Source organism: Variovorax nitratireducens, from assembly GCF_051216545.1.
Taxonomy (GTDB): domain Bacteria; phylum Pseudomonadota; class Gammaproteobacteria; order Burkholderiales; family Burkholderiaceae_C; genus Variovorax.
In genome coordinates this window covers 191,444-209,361 of sequence record NZ_JBPJZO010000005.1, presented here as the reverse complement: position 1 = coordinate 209,361, position 17,918 = coordinate 191,444, and the positions used below count along the sequence as shown (strand labels likewise).

10 protein-coding genes are annotated in these 17,918 nt (G+C 67.4%); 4 read left to right on the top strand and 6 right to left on the bottom strand.

From position 1 onward, the window contains the following. Nucleotides 1-79 precede the first annotated feature (79 nt). Together ygiD and purL are read right to left on the bottom strand one after the other, a co-directional pair. Nucleotides 80-982, bottom strand: a complete 903-nt coding sequence (ygiD, locus tag ACSFA8_RS15465; protein ID WP_435480383.1) for a 4,5-DOPA-extradiol-dioxygenase — start codon at nucleotides 980-982, stop codon at nucleotides 80-82. Continuing rightward, nucleotides 982-4,956, bottom strand: a complete 3,975-nt coding sequence (gene purL / locus ACSFA8_RS15460) for a phosphoribosylformylglycinamidine synthase (RefSeq protein ID WP_435480382.1) — start codon at nucleotides 4,954-4,956, stop codon at nucleotides 982-984. Before purL ends, ygiD begins: the two co-directional genes overlap by 1 nt. A 164-nt stretch (nucleotides 4,957-5,120) precedes the next feature. On the opposite strand from purL, the gene map reads away from it, so the two are divergent. From map to ACSFA8_RS15445, 3 genes are all read left to right on the top strand, one after another. Continuing rightward, nucleotides 5,121-5,945: a type I methionyl aminopeptidase gene (map, locus tag ACSFA8_RS15455; protein WP_435480381.1), complete on the top strand. Its 825-nt coding sequence runs from the start codon at nucleotides 5,121-5,123 to the stop codon at nucleotides 5,943-5,945. Between the two features lie 16 nt (nucleotides 5,946-5,961). Further along, on the top strand, nucleotides 5,962-8,565 hold the full coding sequence (locus ACSFA8_RS15450; RefSeq protein WP_435480380.1) for a [protein-PII] uridylyltransferase: 2,604 nt from the start codon (nucleotides 5,962-5,964) through the stop codon (nucleotides 8,563-8,565). Between the two features lie 111 nt (nucleotides 8,566-8,676). Continuing rightward, a complete protein-coding gene (locus tag ACSFA8_RS15445) occupies nucleotides 8,677-9,081 on the top strand; it encodes a DoxX family protein (RefSeq protein ID WP_435480379.1) in 405 nt (134 codons plus the stop codon). A gap of 12 nt (nucleotides 9,082-9,093) precedes the next feature. Here the strand turns inward: ACSFA8_RS15445 and def are convergent, their stop codons facing one another. From def to smc, 4 genes are all read right to left on the bottom strand, one after another. Further along, nucleotides 9,094-9,633: a peptide deformylase gene (gene def, locus ACSFA8_RS15440; protein ID WP_435480378.1), complete on the bottom strand. Its 540-nt coding sequence runs from the start codon at nucleotides 9,631-9,633 to the stop codon at nucleotides 9,094-9,096. A gap of 578 nt (nucleotides 9,634-10,211) precedes the next feature. Continuing rightward, on the bottom strand, nucleotides 10,212-12,290 hold the full coding sequence (gene ligA / locus ACSFA8_RS15435; RefSeq protein ID WP_435480377.1) for an NAD-dependent DNA ligase LigA: 2,079 nt from the start codon (nucleotides 12,288-12,290) through the stop codon (nucleotides 10,212-10,214). Between the two features lie 20 nt (nucleotides 12,291-12,310). Then, entirely contained in the window at nucleotides 12,311-13,402 is a 1,092-nt protein-coding gene (locus tag ACSFA8_RS15430; RefSeq protein ID WP_435480376.1) for a cell division protein ZipA C-terminal FtsZ-binding domain-containing protein, read from the bottom strand. Between the two features lie 61 nt (nucleotides 13,403-13,463). Continuing rightward, nucleotides 13,464-16,979 (bottom strand): chromosome segregation protein SMC, encoded by a 3,516-nt coding sequence (smc, locus tag ACSFA8_RS15425; protein ID WP_435480375.1) that lies wholly within the window; start codon nucleotides 16,977-16,979, stop codon nucleotides 13,464-13,466. A 104-nt stretch (nucleotides 16,980-17,083) separates the two neighbouring features. Here smc and ACSFA8_RS15420 point away from each other — a divergent pair, with 104 nt between their 5' ends. Continuing rightward, a complete protein-coding gene (locus tag ACSFA8_RS15420; protein ID WP_435480374.1) occupies nucleotides 17,084-17,845 on the top strand; it encodes a hypothetical protein in 762 nt (253 codons plus the stop codon). Nucleotides 17,846-17,918: the final 73 nt, after the last annotated feature.

Genomic DNA, 17,918 nt, shown 5'->3' with positions numbered 1-17,918 from the left:
CTCCCCGAAAGACTGAGGCTGGAACGGGTGCTCCGCGAAAGCCCTGCAGCTCGGCCGGTCGCCGGGCAACGCGGCCGGTTCAGCTCCAGAGTACGGAGCGCATCGAGATCGAGGCCGACTGGAAGTCGGCGTTGAAAAAACGCGGCGCCTCGCCCGCGTGCACCGCACCCGCCGCATAGAGCAGCGGCAGGTAGTGCTCGTGCGTGGGATGCGCTTGCGCGGCCATCGAGCCGAGCGACTTGAAGTCGGGCAACGCGGCGAGCTGGCCTTTTTCGATCTGCGCGCCAACCACGCGGTCGAATTCGATCGCCCAGTCGTAAGCCTGGTGCGGTGCCGCCTCGCGCCGCGTGACGCGCAGGTTGTGCACGATATTGCCGCTGCCGACGACCAGCACGCCGCGCTCGCGCAGCATCCTGAGTTGCTGGCCCAGCTGGTAGTGCTCGGCCGGCGAGCGGCTGTAGTCCATGCTGAGCTGCAGCACCGGAATCTCGGCTTTGGGGAACATCGGTTTCAGCACCGACCAGGTACCGTGGTCATATCCCCAGTCGGCCGCGTCGAGGCCGACGGGCGCGCCGCTGAACGGCTGCCGCAGCGCTTTCGCAATGTCCGTCGCAGCTTGCGGCGCGCCCGGCGCCGGGTACTGCTGGTCGAACAGCGCCTGCGGAAAGCCGCCGAAGTCGTGGATCGTCCTGGGCTTGGCCATGCCCGTGAGATACCAGCCATCGCGCGTGAGCCAGTGCGCCGACACGCAGAGGATCAATTGCGGCGCCGGGTATTTGCCACCGAACTCCGCGCCCAGCGCCTGCCAGCTGCGCCGGTAGGCGTTGTCGCCGATCGCGTTCATCGGGCTGCCGTGCCCGACGAACAGCACCGGCAGCCGCGGCGACTTCTTCAGCGACCGGAACGGCTCGGCGGCAAACGCGTCGGAGAGCGGCAGAGATGCAACCAGCGTTGCGCCAAGTAGATGACGACGATTCAGCATTAGCCAATCCAACGCCGCGCGTTGCGCCAGATCTGCATCCACGAGCTGAAATCGCTCTTGTCGCCCGACGTCCAGCTCATCTGGATGTTGCGGAAGACGCGCTCGGGGTGCGGCATCACGGCGGTGAAGCGGCCGTCGGCCGTGGTCACGGAGGTCAGCCCGCCGGCGCTGCCGTTCGGGTTGAACGGGTATTGCTCGGTCGGCTGGCCGTGGTTGTCGACGTAGCGCATCGCGGCGATGGCTTTCGTCGCATCGCCGCGGTGCTTGAAGTTGGCATAGCCCTCGCCATGCGCCACCGCGATCGGGAGGCGACTGCCAGCCAGGCCGCCGAAGAAGATGCTGGGCGATTCGAGTACTTCGACCATCGACAGCCGCGCCTCGAAGCGCTCGCTCTGGTTGGTCGTGAAACGCGGCCAGGCTTCGGCGCCCGGAATGATGTCCGCCAGTTCGGCGAACATCTGGCAGCCGTTGCACACACCGAGGCCGAAGGTGTCGCCGCGGCCGAAGAAGGCCTGGAACTGCGCCGACAGCCTGGGGTTGAAGGTGATGCTGCGGGCCCAGCCGATCCCGGCGCCGAGCGTGTCGCCGTAGCTGAAGCCGCCGCAGGCCACCAGCCCCTGGAAATTGGCCAGATCCGCCCTGCCCGTCTGCAGGTCGGTCATGTGCACGTCGAAGGCTTCAAAGCCGGCCTCGGTGAACGCATAGGCCATTTCCACATGCGAGTTGACGCCCTGCTCGCGCAGGATCGCGACCTTGGGCCGCGCCGCATTGAGGTAGGGCGCCGCCATGGTTTCGACGGCGCCTGGCGCCAGCACGATGTGCGCACCGGGGTCGCCGGGCAGGCCGGCCGCCGCGTGTTCGGCATCGGCGCAGGCCGGGTTGTCGCGCTCGCGGGCGATCTTCCAGCTGACCGAATCCCAGACCTGGTGCAGGTCGTGCAGGCTCGCGCTGAACACCGATTTGGCGTCGCGCCAGACTTCGACCTTGCCCTTGCCTGCCTCCATGGCCGACGCCGCCGGCCGCGTCTTGCCGACAAAGTGGCTGTGGGCGCTCAGGCCATGGGCGCGCAGCACCTGCATCACGTCGTTGCGCTCGGCCGTGCGCACTTGCAGCAGCATGCCGAGCTCTTCGTTGAACAGGGCCTTGAGCGTGAGTTCTTCGCGCCGCGCGCTGACCTGCTGCGCCCAGTTCTTGGCGTCACCGGTTTCCATGCGGCCGTCCGAGATGCCGTCGCCTTCGGTCACCAGCATGTCGACATTGAGTGCCACGCCGACGTGTCCGGCAAAGGCCATTTCGCAGGCCGCGGCGAACAGGCCGCCGTCGCTGCGGTCGTGCATTGCGAGGATCCTGCCGTCGGCGCGCAGCACGTTGACGGCCTGCACAAGGCTGACCAACTGTGCGGGATCGTCGAGGTCGGGCACCGTGTCGCCGCTCTGCCCTAGCGTCTGCGCGAGGATGCTGCCGGCCATGCGGTGTTGGCCGCGGCCGAGATCCACGAGCACCAGCGTGGTGTCGGGCTCCAGCGCGTCGAGTTGCGGCGTGAGCGTGCCGCGCACGTCGGCCAGCGTGGCGAAGGCGGTCACGATCAGGCTCACCGGCGAGGTGACCTTTTTCTTTTCGGCACCGTCCGACCACTGCGTGCGCATCGACAACGAATCCTTGCCGACCGGGATCGACACGCCAAGCGCCGGGCAGAGTTCGAGGCCGACAGCCTTCACCGTTTCGTACAGCGCCGCGTCTTCGCCCGGCTCGCCGCAGGCCGCCATCCAGTTGGCCGACAGCTTGACGCGCGATAGTTCGATCGGCGCGGCCAGCAGGTTGGTGATGGCCTCGCCCACCGCCATGCGGCCCGAAGCCGGCGCGTCGAGCGCGGCCAGCGGCGTGCGCTCGCCCATGCTCATGGCCTCGCCGGCAAAGCCCTTGTAGTCGGCCAGCGTGACGGCGCAGTCGGCCACCGGCACCTGCCACGGGCCGACCATCTGGTCGCGGTGGCACAGGCCGCCCACGGTGCGGTCGCCGATGGTGATGAGGAAGCGCTTGGACGCGACCGTCGGGTGCGAGAGCACGTCGATCGCAGCCTTCTGCAACGCCACACCGGTCAGGTCGAGCGGCTTGAACCGGCGCGCCACCGTCTGCACGTCGCGCAGCATCTTCGGCGGCTTGCCCAGCAGCACGTCCATCGGCATGTCGACCGGCGTCTCTGCGCCAGCATCGGCCACCTCGAGCTGGCGCGCTTCGGTCGCCACGCCGACCACCGAAAACGGGCAGCGCTCGCGCTCGCAGAACGCGGTGAACTCGTCGAGCGACTCGGGCGCGATCGCGAGCACATAGCGTTCCTGGCTCTCGTTGCACCAGATTTCCTTCGGCGCCATGCCCGACTCCTCGAGCGGCACCGCGCGCAGGTCGAAGCGCGCGCCGCGCCCTGCGTCGTTGGTCAGCTCGGGGAACGCGTTGGACAGGCCGCCCGCGCCCACGTCGTGAATGGCGAGGATCGGGTTCGCCGCGCCCTGCTGCCAGCAATGGTTGATGACCTCCTGCGCACGGCGCTCGATCTCGGGGTTGCCCCGTTGCACCGAGTCGAAGTCGAGTTCGGCCGCGTTGGCGCCGGTCGCCATCGAGCTGGCGGCGCTGCCACCCATGCCGATGCGCATGCCGGGGCCGCCGAGCTGGATCAGCAGCGAGCCGGCCGGGAACAGGATCTTCTTCGTCTGCGTCGCATCGATGCTGCCAAGGCCGCCAGCGATCATGATCGGCTTGTGATAGCCGCGCTGCACGGTGTCGACGTCGCTGGCGATCGCCTGCTCGTACTCGCGGAAGTAACCCAGCAGGTTCGGACGGCCGAATTCGTTGTTGAACGCGGCGCCGCCGAGCGGGCCTTCGGTCATGATCTGCAGCGGGCTCGCGATGTGCGCGGGCTTGCCGTAGTGGCCTTCGTCGGGCCAGAGCTTCGACACGGTGAAGCCGGTCAGCCCGGCCTTGGGCTTGGAGCCGCGGCCGGTGGCGCCCTCGTCCCGGATTTCGCCGCCAGCGCCGGTCGAGGCACCGGGGAACGGCGAGATCGCGGTCGGGTGGTTGTGCGTCTCCACCTTCATCAGCACATGGCTCAGCGCCTCTTCCTTGGCGTAACCGCCCTCGCCGCGCGCCACGAAGCGCTCGATTTGCGTGCCCTCCATGATCGACGCGTTGTCCGCATAGGCCACCACCGTGTGCTGCGGGTTCTGCTTCTCGGTGTGGCGAATCATCCCGAACAGGCTCTGCGGCTGCGCCACGCCGTCGACCACGAAGTCGGCGTTGAAGATCTTGTGGCGGCAATGCTCGCTGTTGGCCTGCGCGAACATCATGAGTTCGACATCACTCGGGTTGCGGCCGAGCCGCGTGAACGCGGCCACCAGATAGTCGATCTCGTCCTCGGCCAGCGCCAGCCCGAACTGGGTGTTGGCTGCCACCAGTGCGCTGCGGCCGCCGGCCAGCACGTCGACATGGGCCATCGGCTGGGCCGGCAGCTCGGCGAACAGCGAGGCGGCGCTATCGAGCGTCGGCAGCACCGATTCGGTCATGCGGTCGTGCAGCAGCGCGGCCACGCCGACGAGTGCGTCCGCGTCGAGCGCCGGCGCCTTGCCGAGCAACGGCTTCTTCAGCGACAGTTGGAACTCGGTGACGCGCTCGATGCGCCGCACCGCGAAACCGCAGTTGTGGGCGATGTCGGTGGCCTTGGAGGCCCAGGGCGAGACGGTGCCGAGCCGTGGCGCCACCACGAGCGAGGCGCCGGCATGCGGCGCGGTGAAAGGCTCGCCATAGCTCAGCAGCGCCTGCAGTTCGGCTTGCCGGGCTGCGTCGGGTGCGGTGTCGGTTGCCACGAGATGCACGAAACGCGCCGAAACGCCGTCGATGCGCGCGTCGACCGCCTGCAGCCGCGGCAGCAGCTGGCGCGCCCGGAAATCGCTGAGTGCGTCGCCGCCCTCGAAACGTGTCACGACAAGGGGATGGGGCGGAGTCACTGGCTGCGTCACGGGTCGGGATGGCCTCGAAGGCCGCGTTTGGAATGGGACTGAAAGGGAAACGGGGCGACTGGCCGCTGACTGGGGCCATCCGCATCAGCCGGCGATTTTAAACGGGCGCAATGGGATAATTCGGGGCTATGAGCATTACCTACAACGACGCCGAAGGCATCGCCGCGATGCGTCTGGTGGGCCGGCTGACCTCCGAGGTGCTGGACTACCTGACGCCGCTGATCAAGCCCGGCGTCACCACCAACGACATCGACCGCTGGGCCGCCGAATACATGGTCAAGCAGGGCACCACCTCGGCCACGGTGGGCTACATGGGCGCCAGCAGCACCCCCTACCCCAAGTCGCTCTGCACCTCGGTCAACCACGTGGTATGCCACGGCATCCCGAACGACAAGCCGCTCAAGAAGGGCGACATCCTCAATGTCGACGTCACCGTCATCAAGGACGGCTGGTTCGGCGACAACAGCCGCATGTACATCGTCGGCGACGCCTCGATCGCGGCCAAGCGCCTCTGCAGCGTCACCTACGAGGCGATGTGGCACGGCATCCTGCAGGTGCGCCCTGGTGCGCACCTGGGCGACGTCGGCCATGCGATCCAGAAATTCGCGGAAGGCAACGGCTATTCGGTGGTGCGCGAGTTCTGCGGGCATGGCGTCGGCCGCCATTTCCATGAAGAGCCGCAGGTGCTGCACTATGGCCGCCCGGGCACGATGGAAGAGCTCAAGCCCGGCATGATCTTCACGATCGAGCCGATGATCAACGCGGGCAAGCGCGAGATCAAGGAAGACGCCAAGGGCGGCCAGTACGACGGTTGGACCATCGTCACGCGCGACCACTCGCTGTCGGCCCAATGGGAGCACTCGGTGCTGGTCACCGAGACCGGCTACGAGGTGCTGACGCTGTCGGCCGGCAGCCCGCCCCTGCCCTCTTTCGTCACCGCGACCCGAACTTGACCGGCGACACATCGTCGTGATCGAAGCCGCCACGGTCGACGTTCCGATGCTGCGCGATGCGTATCGCGCGCACAAGATGTCGCTGTTCGACACCCTGCGCTTCGCGCGCGCGCCCACGCGCAGCGTGCATGCGGTGCTGCGCCAGCTTGCTGCGCTGGCCGACGAAACCCTGTGCGCCCTGTGGAACGACGCCGGTTTCGGCAACCAGTTCGCGCTGGTGGCGGTCGGCGGTTTCGGCCGCGGCGAGCTGTTTCCGTACTCCGATGTCGACGTGCTGCTGCTGCTGCCCGAACCACACCAGGGCGAAGTGGCGCCGGAACGCATCGAGGCCTTCATCGGCCATTGCTGGGACGCCGGGCTCGAGATCGGCTCCAGCGTGCGCACGGTCGACGAGTGCCTGGCCGAAAGCGCAAAGGATGTGACGGTGCAAACGTCGTTGCTCGAGGCGCGACTGGTCACTGGCGACAAGAAACTCTTCACCGCGTTCCGCAAGCGCTTCCTGGCCGCGATCGACCCGCAGGCGTTCTTCCTCGCCAAGTCGCAGGAAATGCGGCACCGGCACCAGAAGTTCGACAACACGCCGTACGCGCTCGAGCCCAACTGCAAGGAGTCGCCGGGCGGCCTGCGCGACCTGCAGGCCATCCTGTGGATGACCAAGGCCGCCGGCTTCGGCCAGCGCTGGGACGACCTGGCGAAGAACGGCCTGGCCACCGCGTTCGAGGTGCAGCAGATCAAACGCAACGAGGCGCTGCTGAGCCTGATCCGCGCACGGCTGCACGTCATTGCCCACCGCCGCGAAGACCGCCTGGTGTTCGACCTCCAGAATGCGGTGGCCGCCACCTTCGGCTACGAGGGCGAATCGCAGCGCAAGGCCAGCGAGGCGCTGATGCGGCGCTACTACTGGGCCGCCAAGGCGGTGAGCCAGCTCAACCACATCCTGCTGCTCAACATTTCCGAGCGGCTCCAGCCGCTGGGCGAAGAGCCGGTGCGCATCAACGACCGCTTCTTCGAAAAGGCCGGCCTGATCGAAGTGCAAAGCGACGACCTGTACCTGCGCGACCCGCACGCGATCCTCGAGACCTTTCTGCTCTACCAGAAGACCATCGGCGTGAAGGGGCTGTCGGCCCGCACGCTGCGCGCGCTCTACAACGCGCGCCACGTGATGGACAGCAAGTTCCGAAACGACCGGGTGAACCACGTCACCTTCATGCGCATACTGCTGGAGCCACGCGGCATCACGCATGCGTTCCGGCTCATGAACGAGACCTCGGTGCTGGGTCGCTACCTGCGCGTGTTCCGCAGCATCGTCGGGCAGATGCAGCACGACCTGTTCCATGTGTACACGGTGGATCAGCACATCCTGATGGTGCTGCGCAACGTGCGGCGATTCTTCATCGTCGAGCACGCGCACGAATACCCGTTCTGCTCGCAGCTGGCGGCCGGCTGGAACAAGCCCTGGATCCTGTACGTGGCGGCGCTGTTCCACGACATCGCCAAGGGCCGGGGCGGCGACCATTCGCGCCTGGGCGCGCTCGACGTGCGGCGCTTCTGCGGCCAGCACGAGATCGAGCGCGACGACACCCGGCTGATCGAATTCCTGGTGGCAGAGCACCTGACCATGAGCACCGTGGCGCAGAAGCAGGATCTGAGCGACCCCGAAGTGATCGGCGCGTTTGCCAAGCGCGTCGGCAGCGAGCGCTATCTGACCGCGCTGTACCTGCTGACCATCGCCGACATCCGCGGCACCTCCCCGCGCGTTTGGAATGCCTGGAAAGGCAAGCTGCTCGAAGACCTTTACAAGGCCACACTGCGCACGCTCGGCGGCAGCATGCCCGACGCCAGCGCCGAGATCGAGGCCCGCAAGCGCGATGCGCTGGTACAGCTGGCGCTCTACGCACAGCCGACCGACGCACACAAGGCGCTGTGGGACACGCTCGATGTCGGCTACTTCATGCGCCACGACGCCGGCGAGATCGCCTGGCATGCCAAGCAGATGTCACGCCGCGTGCCGCTGCCGGGCGTGCCGATCGACCCGAAGGCGGCCGCATTGGTGCGGGCGCGGCTGTCGCCGGTCGGCGAAGGCCTGCAGGTGGTGGTCTACACGCCCGACCAGGCCGAACTGTTCGCGCGCATCTGCGGCTACTTCGACCAGGCCTCGTTCAGCATCCTCGATGCCAAGGTGCACACCACGAGCAACGGCTATGCGCTCGACACCTTCCAGGTCATCACCACCTTCATTCCCGAGCACTACCGCGATCTGATCAGCATGGTCGAATCGGGCCTGAGCAAGACGCTCGACGAGGCCGGTGCCCTGCCCGCGCCGAGCAAAGGCCGGGTGTCGCGCCGGGTGCGCAGTTTTCCGATCAAGCCGCGCATCAGCCTGCTGCCGGACGAGAAGGCGCAGCGCTGGCTGCTCAACATCTCGGCCAGCGACCGTGCGGGCCTGCTCTATTCGGTGGCGCGCGTGCTGGCGCGACATAACCTGAGCCTTCAGCTCGCCAAGGTGACGACGCTGGGCGAACGGGTGGAAGACACGTTCCTGATCAGCGGGCCGGAGTTGCAGGGGCAGCGCGCGCAACTGGCGATCGAGACGGAACTGCTCGAAGCGCTCGCGCCCTGAGCGCCCCGCCCCGGGGGCCAAAGACTCATTCGCTGGCCGCCCAATCGGGAAAATGTGCGCGGACTCGTGGACAATCGCGCCTCTTTCAACTCACAGAAAAAGGTACTGCTCATGATCCGTTCCGATGACACCGGCAAACTCGTCCTGCGCCTCGCGCTGGGCATCCTGATCCTGTTGCACGGCGTGGCCAAGCTGAGCTCGGGCGTCGGCTTCGTGTCCAGCCAGCTGGTGGCGCACGGCCTGCCCGCTGCGCTGGCCTACCTGGTCTACATCGGCGAAATCATTGCGCCGGTGATGATCATTGTCGGCATCTACACGCGGCCGGCGGCATGGGTCATGGTGATCAACATGCTGTTCGCAATCGGACTGGTTCACATGAAGCAACTGACGATGCTCGACAAGAACGGGGGCTGGGCGCTCGAGCTGCAGGGCATGTTCCTGTTCGCCGCGCTGGCAGTCGCCTTTCTGGGTGCCGGGCGGTTCAGTGTTGGCGGAACCGCTGGCAAGTACAACTGACACAACTGACGCTCAGTCGTCAGCGCTCGCGTCAAGGCCCGGGAACAGCACCTCGGTGAAGCCGAAGCGCGAGAAATCGCGCACCCGCATCGGGTACAGCTTGCCGAGCAAATGATCGACCTCGTGCTGCACCACGCGGGCATGAAAGCCGTCCACGGTACGGTCGATCGGGTCGCCATAGGGGTCGAAGCCGGTGTAGCGGATGTTCGCAAAGCGCGGCACCACGCCGCGCAGTCCGGGCACCGACAGGCACCCCTCCCAGCCCTCTTCCTCTTCATCGCCCAGCGGCGTGATGACGGGGTTGAGCAGCACGGTGCGCGGCACGACCGGCGCGTCGGGATAGCGGGGATTGACGGTGTCGGTGCCGAAGATCACCAACTGTTGGTCGACGCCGATCTGCGGTGCGGCAAGGCCGGCTCCGCTCACTGCGTGCATAGTCTCGAACATGTCGCGCACCAGCATGTGCAGTTCGTCGGTGTCGAAGGCGGCGACCGGCTGCGCAATGCGCAGCAGCCGCGGGTCGCCCATCCTCAGGATCTCGCGAAGGGTCATACGGCCATTATCGCGAGCGCCTGGATCGAATGGGCCTCAGGGGCCGTCGGGCCTCTGCTGGCGGGAGCCGTCGCCGAGGTTGGGCCGGCCGCCGAAACGCGGCGGCAGCACCGCCGGGCCCGATCGCCCGCCCGGACCCGGGGCGAAACCTGGGTGCGGGCCATGGCCCGCTCGCGGCCCAGGCCCGTAACCCGGACCATATCCGGGTCCTGGCCCGTAACCCGAACGATAGCCGGGCCCTGGCCCGTAACCCCGTCGGGGGCCGTAACCCGGGCCGTAGTAGCCAGGACGGCCGCCCCAATAGCGCGGGCCGGAGTCGACGCCGATGCCCAGCACGACCGGCGGGCCGACCACTACCGGTGCGGGTTCGGCGTAGTAAGGCTGCGAATAGCCGACGTCGCCGTAATACGGGCCGGGAGCCACGCATCCGGTGAGCACCGTTGCGGTACCAACAGCGGCGAAAAGGCCGAGCGAGCGAAGTGTGTTCATGGCAAAGACTCCTGTGTCACCCTGATAAACGGCCCACGGCGGGCCTTGTTGACTGCGCTTGTGTGAAGCCGCGTAACCTGCGGTAAGCGTCAGTCCGCGGCGGCAAGGAGCGCCAGCATCTGTGCCTCGTCGATCACCTCGACCCCCAGCTCCCGCGCCTTGTCGAGCTTGCTGCCGGCTTCGGCGCCTGCCACGACATAGTTCGTCTTCTTGCTCACAGAGCCGGCCACCTTGGCACCGGCCGATTCCAGTTTGTCCTTCGCTTCGTCACGGCCAAGCGTAGGAAGAGTGCCGGTAATTACGAAAGTCTTACCCGCGAGCGGTTTGGGCGCGCGCAAGGCCGGCTCGCCCTCTTCCCAGTGCAGGCCGCAGGCGCGCAATTGTTCGACCACCTCGCGGTTGTGCGGCTGGTCGAAAAACGTGCGCAGGCTCTGCGCCACCACCGGGCCGACATCATTGACTTCGAGCAGCTGCTCTTCGGGCGCGTCCATGATCGCGTCGAGCTTGCCGAAGTGCTTGGCCAGATCCTTCGCCGTGCTTTCGCCCACGTGCCGGATGCCGAGGCCGAACAGGAAGCGTGGCAAGGTCGTCTTCTTGGACTTTTCGAGCGCCGCCACGATGTTCTGTGCCGACTTCTCGGCCATGCGATCCAGCCCGACAAGGGTCGTGAAGCCCAGCTTGTAGAGGTCGGGCAAGGTGCGGATCAGGTTGGCGTCGACCAACTGCTCGACCAGCTTGTCGCCGAGGCCTTCGACCTCCACCGCGCGGCGCGCCGCGAAGTGCAGGATCGCCTCCTTGCGCTGCGCGCCGCAGAACAGGCCGCCGGTGCAGCGGTAGTCGGCCTCGCCCTCCTCGCGCACCGCATCGGAACCGCAGACCGGGCACTTGCGCGGCATGGTGAACTGAGGGCCGCGTTGATCGTCGGCCTTGGCCAGGCTCACGGGCGTCACGCCAACCACTTCGGGAATCACGTCGCCGGCACGCCGCACGATCACCGTGTCGCCGATGCGGACGTCCTTGCGCCGCGCCTCGTCTTCGTTGTGCAGCGTGGCATTGGTGACGGTCACGCCGCCCACGAACACCGGCGCCAGCTTGGCCACCGGCGTGAGCTTGCCGGTACGGCCGACCTGCACCTCGATGGCCAGCACCTCGGTGAGCTGCTCCTGTGCCGGGTACTTGTGCGCCACGGCCCAGCGCGGCTCGCGCGACACGAAGCCGAGTTGGCGCTGCAGGGCGATGCTGTCGACCTTGTAGACCACGCCGTCGATGTCGTAGGGCAGCGCATCGCGCTGGTGGCCCATCGCTTCGTGGAAGGCAACCAGTTCGGCCGCGCCGCTGGCCCGCGCCGTCTGCGCCGCGACCGGAAATCCCCATGCGGAAAACTGCTGCAGCCAGTCGAACTGGGTCGCGCAGTCGGGCCCACCCTGCTCCGGCGGCGTGACCTCGCCCAGGCCGTAGGCAAAGAAGCTCAGCGGCCGCGCCGCCGCGATCGCCGGGTCGAGCTGCCGCACCGCGCCGGCTGCCGCATTGCGCGGGTTGACGAACACCTTCTCGTTCTTCAGGCCTGCCGCGATCTTCTCGCGCTGGCGTTCGTTCAGCGCCTCGAACTGATCGCGCCGCATGTACACCTCGCCTCGCACCTCGACCACCGGCGGCGCCTTGCCGTTGAGCCGCAACGGGACTTGCTGCAGGGTGCGGATGTTCTGCGTCACCTCCTCGCCGATCTCGCCGTCGCCGCGCGTCGCGGCCTGCACCAGCACGCCGTCTTCGTAACGCAGGCTCATCGCGAGGCCGTCGAACTTGAGCTCGCATACGTAGTCGATCGGCGGTGCGTCCTCGGCCAGTCCCAGTTCGCGCCGGACGCGGGCATCGAAAGCGCTGGCGCCGCTGGCCGTGATGTCGGTTTCGGTGCGGATCGACAGCATCGGCACCCGGTGCCGCACCTTGACGAAGCCGTCGAGCACCTTGCCGCCGACGCGCAGGGTCGGCGAATCGGGCGATCGCAGTTCGGGATGTTCGGCTTCGATCGCCTGCAGGCGCTGGAACAGCTTGTCGTACTCGGCGTCGGGCAGCTCGGGCGTGTCTAGCACGTAATACAGGTGCGCGTGGCGCCGCAACTGCTCGCCCAATGCGGCGGCTTCGCGTGCCGCGTCTTCCGGCTTCGTCATCTGGTGTCTCCGGAAAGCGGTTAGCTGAACAACCTGCGCGCCAGCGGCGAGCCGGCCGCCAGGTCGCGCGAATCGAGCGTGTCGTAAAGCTGCTCGAGGTCGGCGCCGATCACGTCCATGGTTTCGTCGCGCAGCAACTGGCCGTCGCTGTCGGTCACCACGCCGTCCATCTCGCGCGCGAGCGCCGCGGCCACTTCACGCATGCGCTCGAACGGGCGCTCGCCGCGTTCGACCTGCGGCACGTCGAGGCTCAGCGTGAGTTCGCGGATGGCCGACTGGGCCGGGTCGTCGGCCAGTGCGGCCTGCGTATCGAACGACAGGCCCAGGATCGGCGGCATGCCGGGCTCGCCGGTCGGCAGCACCATGCGGCCGGGGATCATGCCGGCAACGAAACCGTGCCGGGCCGCGTTCTGCTGCACATAGCCCGGGCTCCAGGCGGCGTGCAGCGCACGCAGCACGAAGCCAAGCTGGGCATCGTGCGAGCTGGCGAACTGGTCGAGCTCGCGCGCGCGCCCCACCTCGTCGAGCATCTCGGGGAACTCGGGCGCGCCGTTGACCGTGTCCGCGAAGGCCTGCGCCTTGACGACGAATTCGGAGTATTCGATCTCGTTGAGCGCGCCGGTGCGGTTGGCGAGCTGTACGCCCACCTGAAACGCGCCATAGCGCTGGCCGGGAGCGGGCTGCTCCCATTCACCGGTGTATTCGTTAAGCCCTTCGATCGCCACCGGCTTGCTGCCGGCGCGGCGGGTCGCAGGCATGGCCGCCAGCGCGGCGTCGCCCGAGGCCAGGCCGTCGAGCGAGACGGGTGCGATCACGTCGATCAGCGGGTCGAGGCCGCCTCTGCGGTCACCCGTGGGCGCCGTCATCGCTGCAGGCGCCGGCAGATCGGGATCGAACAACGGCTCATGTCGCTCGTTGCCGGGCACCGAGTGCGGGTCGATGCGCAGCACCGGCTCCGAGCCGTCTGGCGGCGGCGAGGCTTCGAGCGGCGCGGGCTGCGTGGCATCGGGCTGACGCGGCGCGTTGCGGCGCGACATCCATGCGTTGTAGCCGATGACCGCCGCAAGGACGAGTCCACCCAGAATCGCCAGTGCAACGGTCAAGCTGCTCATTGAAAAACCTCCGCGCTGCGCGCTGCGGTGCGAGCTTGCCCGGGGCGGCCCTCGGGCGCGCTCATGCGGCCTCAACCAGCGACTTCGCGGCCTCCATGTCCACCGCCACGATGCGCGAAACGCCCTGCTCCTGCATCGTCACGCCGATGAGCTGCTCGGCCATTTCCATCGCGATCTTGTTGTGGCTGATGAAGAGGAACTGGGTTTCGCGGCTCATGGCGGTCACGAGTTTGGCATAGCGCTCGGTGTTGGCGTCGTCCAGCGGCGCGTCGACTTCGTCCAGCAGGCAGAAGGGGGCCGGGTTGAGCTGGAAAATCGCGAACACCAGCGCGATCGCGGTCAAGGCCTTTTCGCCACCCGACAGCAGGTGGATGGTCTGGTTCTTCTTGCCGGGCGGCTGGGCCATCACCTGCACGCCGGAATCCAGAATTTCGTCGCCGGTCATCATGAGCCTGGCAGTGCCGCCACCGAACAGCTCGGGGAACATGCGGCTGAAGTGTTCGTTGACGATCTTGAAGGTGCCGCCCAGCAACTCGCGCGTTTCGCCATCGATCTTGCGGATCGCGTCTTCCAGCGTGCCGATGGCTTCGTTCAGGTCGGCGGACTGGGCGTCGAGGAAGGTCTTGCGCTCGCTGGCGATGGCAAGCTCGTCGAGCGCGGCCAGATTGACCGCGCCGAGCGATGCCACTTCACGGTTCAGACGGTCGATCTCGCTCTGCAGGCCGGTCAGGCGCACCTTGTCGGTTTCGATCGACAGCGCCAGCGCTTCGAGGTCGGCTTTCGCGTCGCCCAGCAGCTGCGCGTACTGCTCGAAGCCGAGGCGCGCAGCCTGTTCCTTGAGCTGGAATTCGGTGATGCGCTGCCGCAGCGGCTCGAGTTCCCGTTCAAGCTGCAGGCGCCGTTCGTCGTTGGCGCGCAGCTTGATGGTGAGGTCATCGTACTGGCTGCGCGTAGCGCCGAGCGTCGTTTCGCGCTCGAGCTTGAGCGCCAGCGCGTCCTGCAGGCCAGCCTTCGCGGCGGCATCGGACAGCCGGGTGAGCTCGCCCTGGGCACGCTCTTGTTCGTCGGCCAGGGCGACCGATTGCTGCGCCGCGGTTTCGATCGCGCGGCTCAGCTCGCCGCGACGCGCTTCGAGGGTGCGCTGGGCGAAGGTGGCTTCTTGCGCCTGCCGTTCCAGGCTGCGGTGCTGCTCGCGGCTGGCCGTGAGCAGCCGGCCGGCCTCGATCACGCGTTCGTCCAGCTGTGCGTGCCGCTCCTGGCTGTCGGCCAGTTGCATGTCGAGTTCTTCAAAGCGCGCTTCGGCAGCAATGCGGCGTTCCTGCAGTTCCTCGAGTTGCGCATCGACCTCGCCGAGATCAGTGGCCAATTGCTCGCTGCGGGCGCGGGTCTGTTGGGCGAGTTGGGTGAGGCGCAGCGTTTCGACCTGCAGTTCGTGAGCGCGCGACTGGGTGTCGGCCGCTTCGCGCCGCGCACCGACGAGGCGCGAGGCCGCATCGCCATACGCCGCCTCGGCGCGCATGAGTGCCGTGCGCGCCTCGTCGCTGATCAGGGCCTGCGCGCGCAACTGGCGCTCCAGGTTTTCCATCTCCTGCTGGCGCGCCAGCAGGCCGGCCTGCTCGGAATCCTGCGCGTAGAAGCCCACGCTGTGCGCGGCGACCGCGTGGCCGCTCTGCACGTAGATCACTTCGCCGGGCTGCAGCTTGTCGCGTTGCGCCAGCGCCTCCTCGAAGCTGGTGGCGGTGTAGCAGCCATGCAGCCACTCGACCAGCAGGGCCTGCAAGCCGGCATCGCTCAGGCGCAGCAGATCCGAAAGCCGCGGCAAGGCGGACGTGCCCTGCACCGGGCCGGCACTGGGCGGCGTGTAGAACGCCAGCTTGGCCGGCGGCGCATCGGCGCCGAAGGCCCGCACCATGTCGAGCCGGCTGACTTCGAGCGCGCCCATGCGTTCGCGCAGCGCCGATTCGAGCGCGTTCTCCCAGCCCTGCTCGATGTGGATGCGGCTCCACAGGCCCTGCAGGCCGTCTAGCCCGTGCTTGGCCAGCCAGGGGGCCAGCTTGCCGTCGGTCTTGACCTTTTCCTGCAGCGCCCTGAGCGCTTCGAGCCTGGCCGACAGCTCGGCATGGCGCGCGCCCTCGGTGTTGACGGCCTGTTGCCGCGCACGGCGGTCGTCGTCGAGTTGCGGCACCGATTCCTGCAGCTCGTGCAGCCGCGCGTCGGCTTCGCTGGCGGCTTCCTGGCCGGCGGCCAGTTGCTCCTGCAGCGCGACCAGGCGCGCTTCATCGGGGGCGTCGAGCGCGCGCTGGTCGGTGCGCAGGCGCTCGCTGCGCTGCTGCAGCTGGCGCGACTGCTCGTCGATGTTGCGCTGGTCTGCCGCCAGCACCTGGATCTGCTGCTGCACCTGGACGACGCCGGTGCGCTGCACGTTTGCCTCGTCCTGCGCGCGTTGCTGCGCCTCTTCGAGTTCGGGCATGCGCGCGTCGTGCTCTTCGAGCTGCGCGGCCAGCAACACGGCCTGTTCTTCGGCGTCCACGCCCTGCCCGGCCAGCGTTTCGATTTCGGCCTCCGCGTCTTCGCGGCGCGTGCCCCACTGTGCGACCTGCTCGCGCAACTGAACCAGGCGCTGTTCGACACGCTGGCGCCCTTCAACCACGAAGCGGATTTCGCCTTCGAGCCGGCCCACTTCGGCGCTGGCTTCGTAGAGCTTGCCTTGCGCCTGGTTCACCTGATCGCCGGCCGCGTAGTGCGCCTGGCGCACGGTTTCAAGCTCGGACTCGATGTGACGCAGGTCGGCCGTCCTGCTTTCGAGGTCGTTGATCGCCTTTTCCGCGTCGGCCTTGATCTTCGACTGGTCGTTTTCGCTCTCGCTGCGCTTCAGGAACCAGAGCTGGTGCTGCTTCTTCGTGGCATCGCCCTGCAGCTGGTTGTAGCGCGCGGCCACCTCGGCCTGCTTTTCGAGGCGCTCCAGGTTGCTGTTGAGTTCGCGCAGGATGTCTTCGACGCGCGTGAGGTTTTCGCGCGTGTCGCCAAGGCGGCTTTCGGTCTCGCGACGGCGCTCCTTGTACTTGGAGACGCCGGCCGCTTCTTCGAGGAACAGGCGCAGTTCTTCGGGCTTGGATTCGATGATCCGGCTGATCGTGCCCTGGCCGATGATGGCGTAGGCGCGCGGCCCGAGGCCGGTGCCGAGAAACACGTCCTGCACATCGCGCCGGCGCACCGGCTGGTTGTTGATGTAGTAGCTTGAGGTGCCGTCGCGCGTGAGCACCCGCTTGACCGCAATTTCGGTGAACTGGCTCCACTGGCCGCCGGCACGATGGTCGGCGTTGTCGAACACAAGCTCGACGCTGGAGCGGCTCGCCTGCTTGCGCGTGGTGGTGCCGTTGAAGATCACGTCCTGCATCGACTCGCCGCGCAGTTCGGAAGCGCGCGATTCGCCGAGCACCCAGCGCACGGCGTCCATGATGTTCGACTTGCCGCAGCCGTTCGGCCCCACCACGCCGACCAGCTGGCCCGGCAGCAGGAAGTTGGTGGGTTCGGCGAACGATTTGAAGCCGGAGAGCTTGATGGAGTTGAGACGCACGACTTGTCGGCCCCCTCGGCTTGCTGCCAAGGTGTTGATTTGTAAGGAAAAAAATGCACAACCTGGCGGCTGCCATCCGAGGCGACGATGATAACGTGCGGCCCATGCGCCATTTGCCCCTTTTCCCCTCCAGCAGCCGTCCCGCCATGCTGTGCGGCGCAGCGGCATGGCTGCTCGGCTTGACCGGTTGCAGCAGCGTCATCAACTCGACCGAGCGGGCCGAGCCGTATGCCAACAACGAGTGGCTGCAGTCGGGTGCCAACCGCATCGCCAACCTCGCGCTGCGCGACAACCTCCAGTCGATCCGGCGCGTGCAGCTGTCGCTCTATCGTCGCAACCCGCGCGAATGGCGCAAATGGGCAAAGAGCCCGGAAGACGCGATTCAGCGCACCTGGGATGCGGTGATGCAGGGCACGTCGCTGCCGGAGTTGCGCGGCGCCGTCGGCATCGACGCGATCCGCATGGCCTTCGACACCGGGCCGCAGACCTTCCAGGGCGACCGGGTCGCCGCGCTCGTGGTCGGCTGGGCCAGCATGCTCAAGGAGGCCAACGGCAACACCTGGGATCAGACCATGATCGATGGCGTGAATGCCGAGAACAGCTACCGTGCCGCGCGCAATGTCGAGATCTCGCTGTGGTTGATCAGCTCGAAGACCGGCCCGGACGGCCAGCCGCTGCTGCTGGCCACTGAGATCAGCGATCGCGGGCGCAACCTGCTGACCGACCGCGAGCTGTCGAAGGTAGTGGCCCGGCTCGACCTGATGGCAGCCCAGGCCGACGAGAAGTACCGGCGAGCCGCGCTCGATTTCAGCCAGAACCTGTTCCTGGGCAGCCTCGGACCGTTCTTTGCCATGGTCAAGCCCTGACGAAGTGGGGCCCCCGGGCGCGCCCAAGCGGTGCCTGCCCCAGGGAAAAATCACGCTGTCGAAGCGCCTTCAG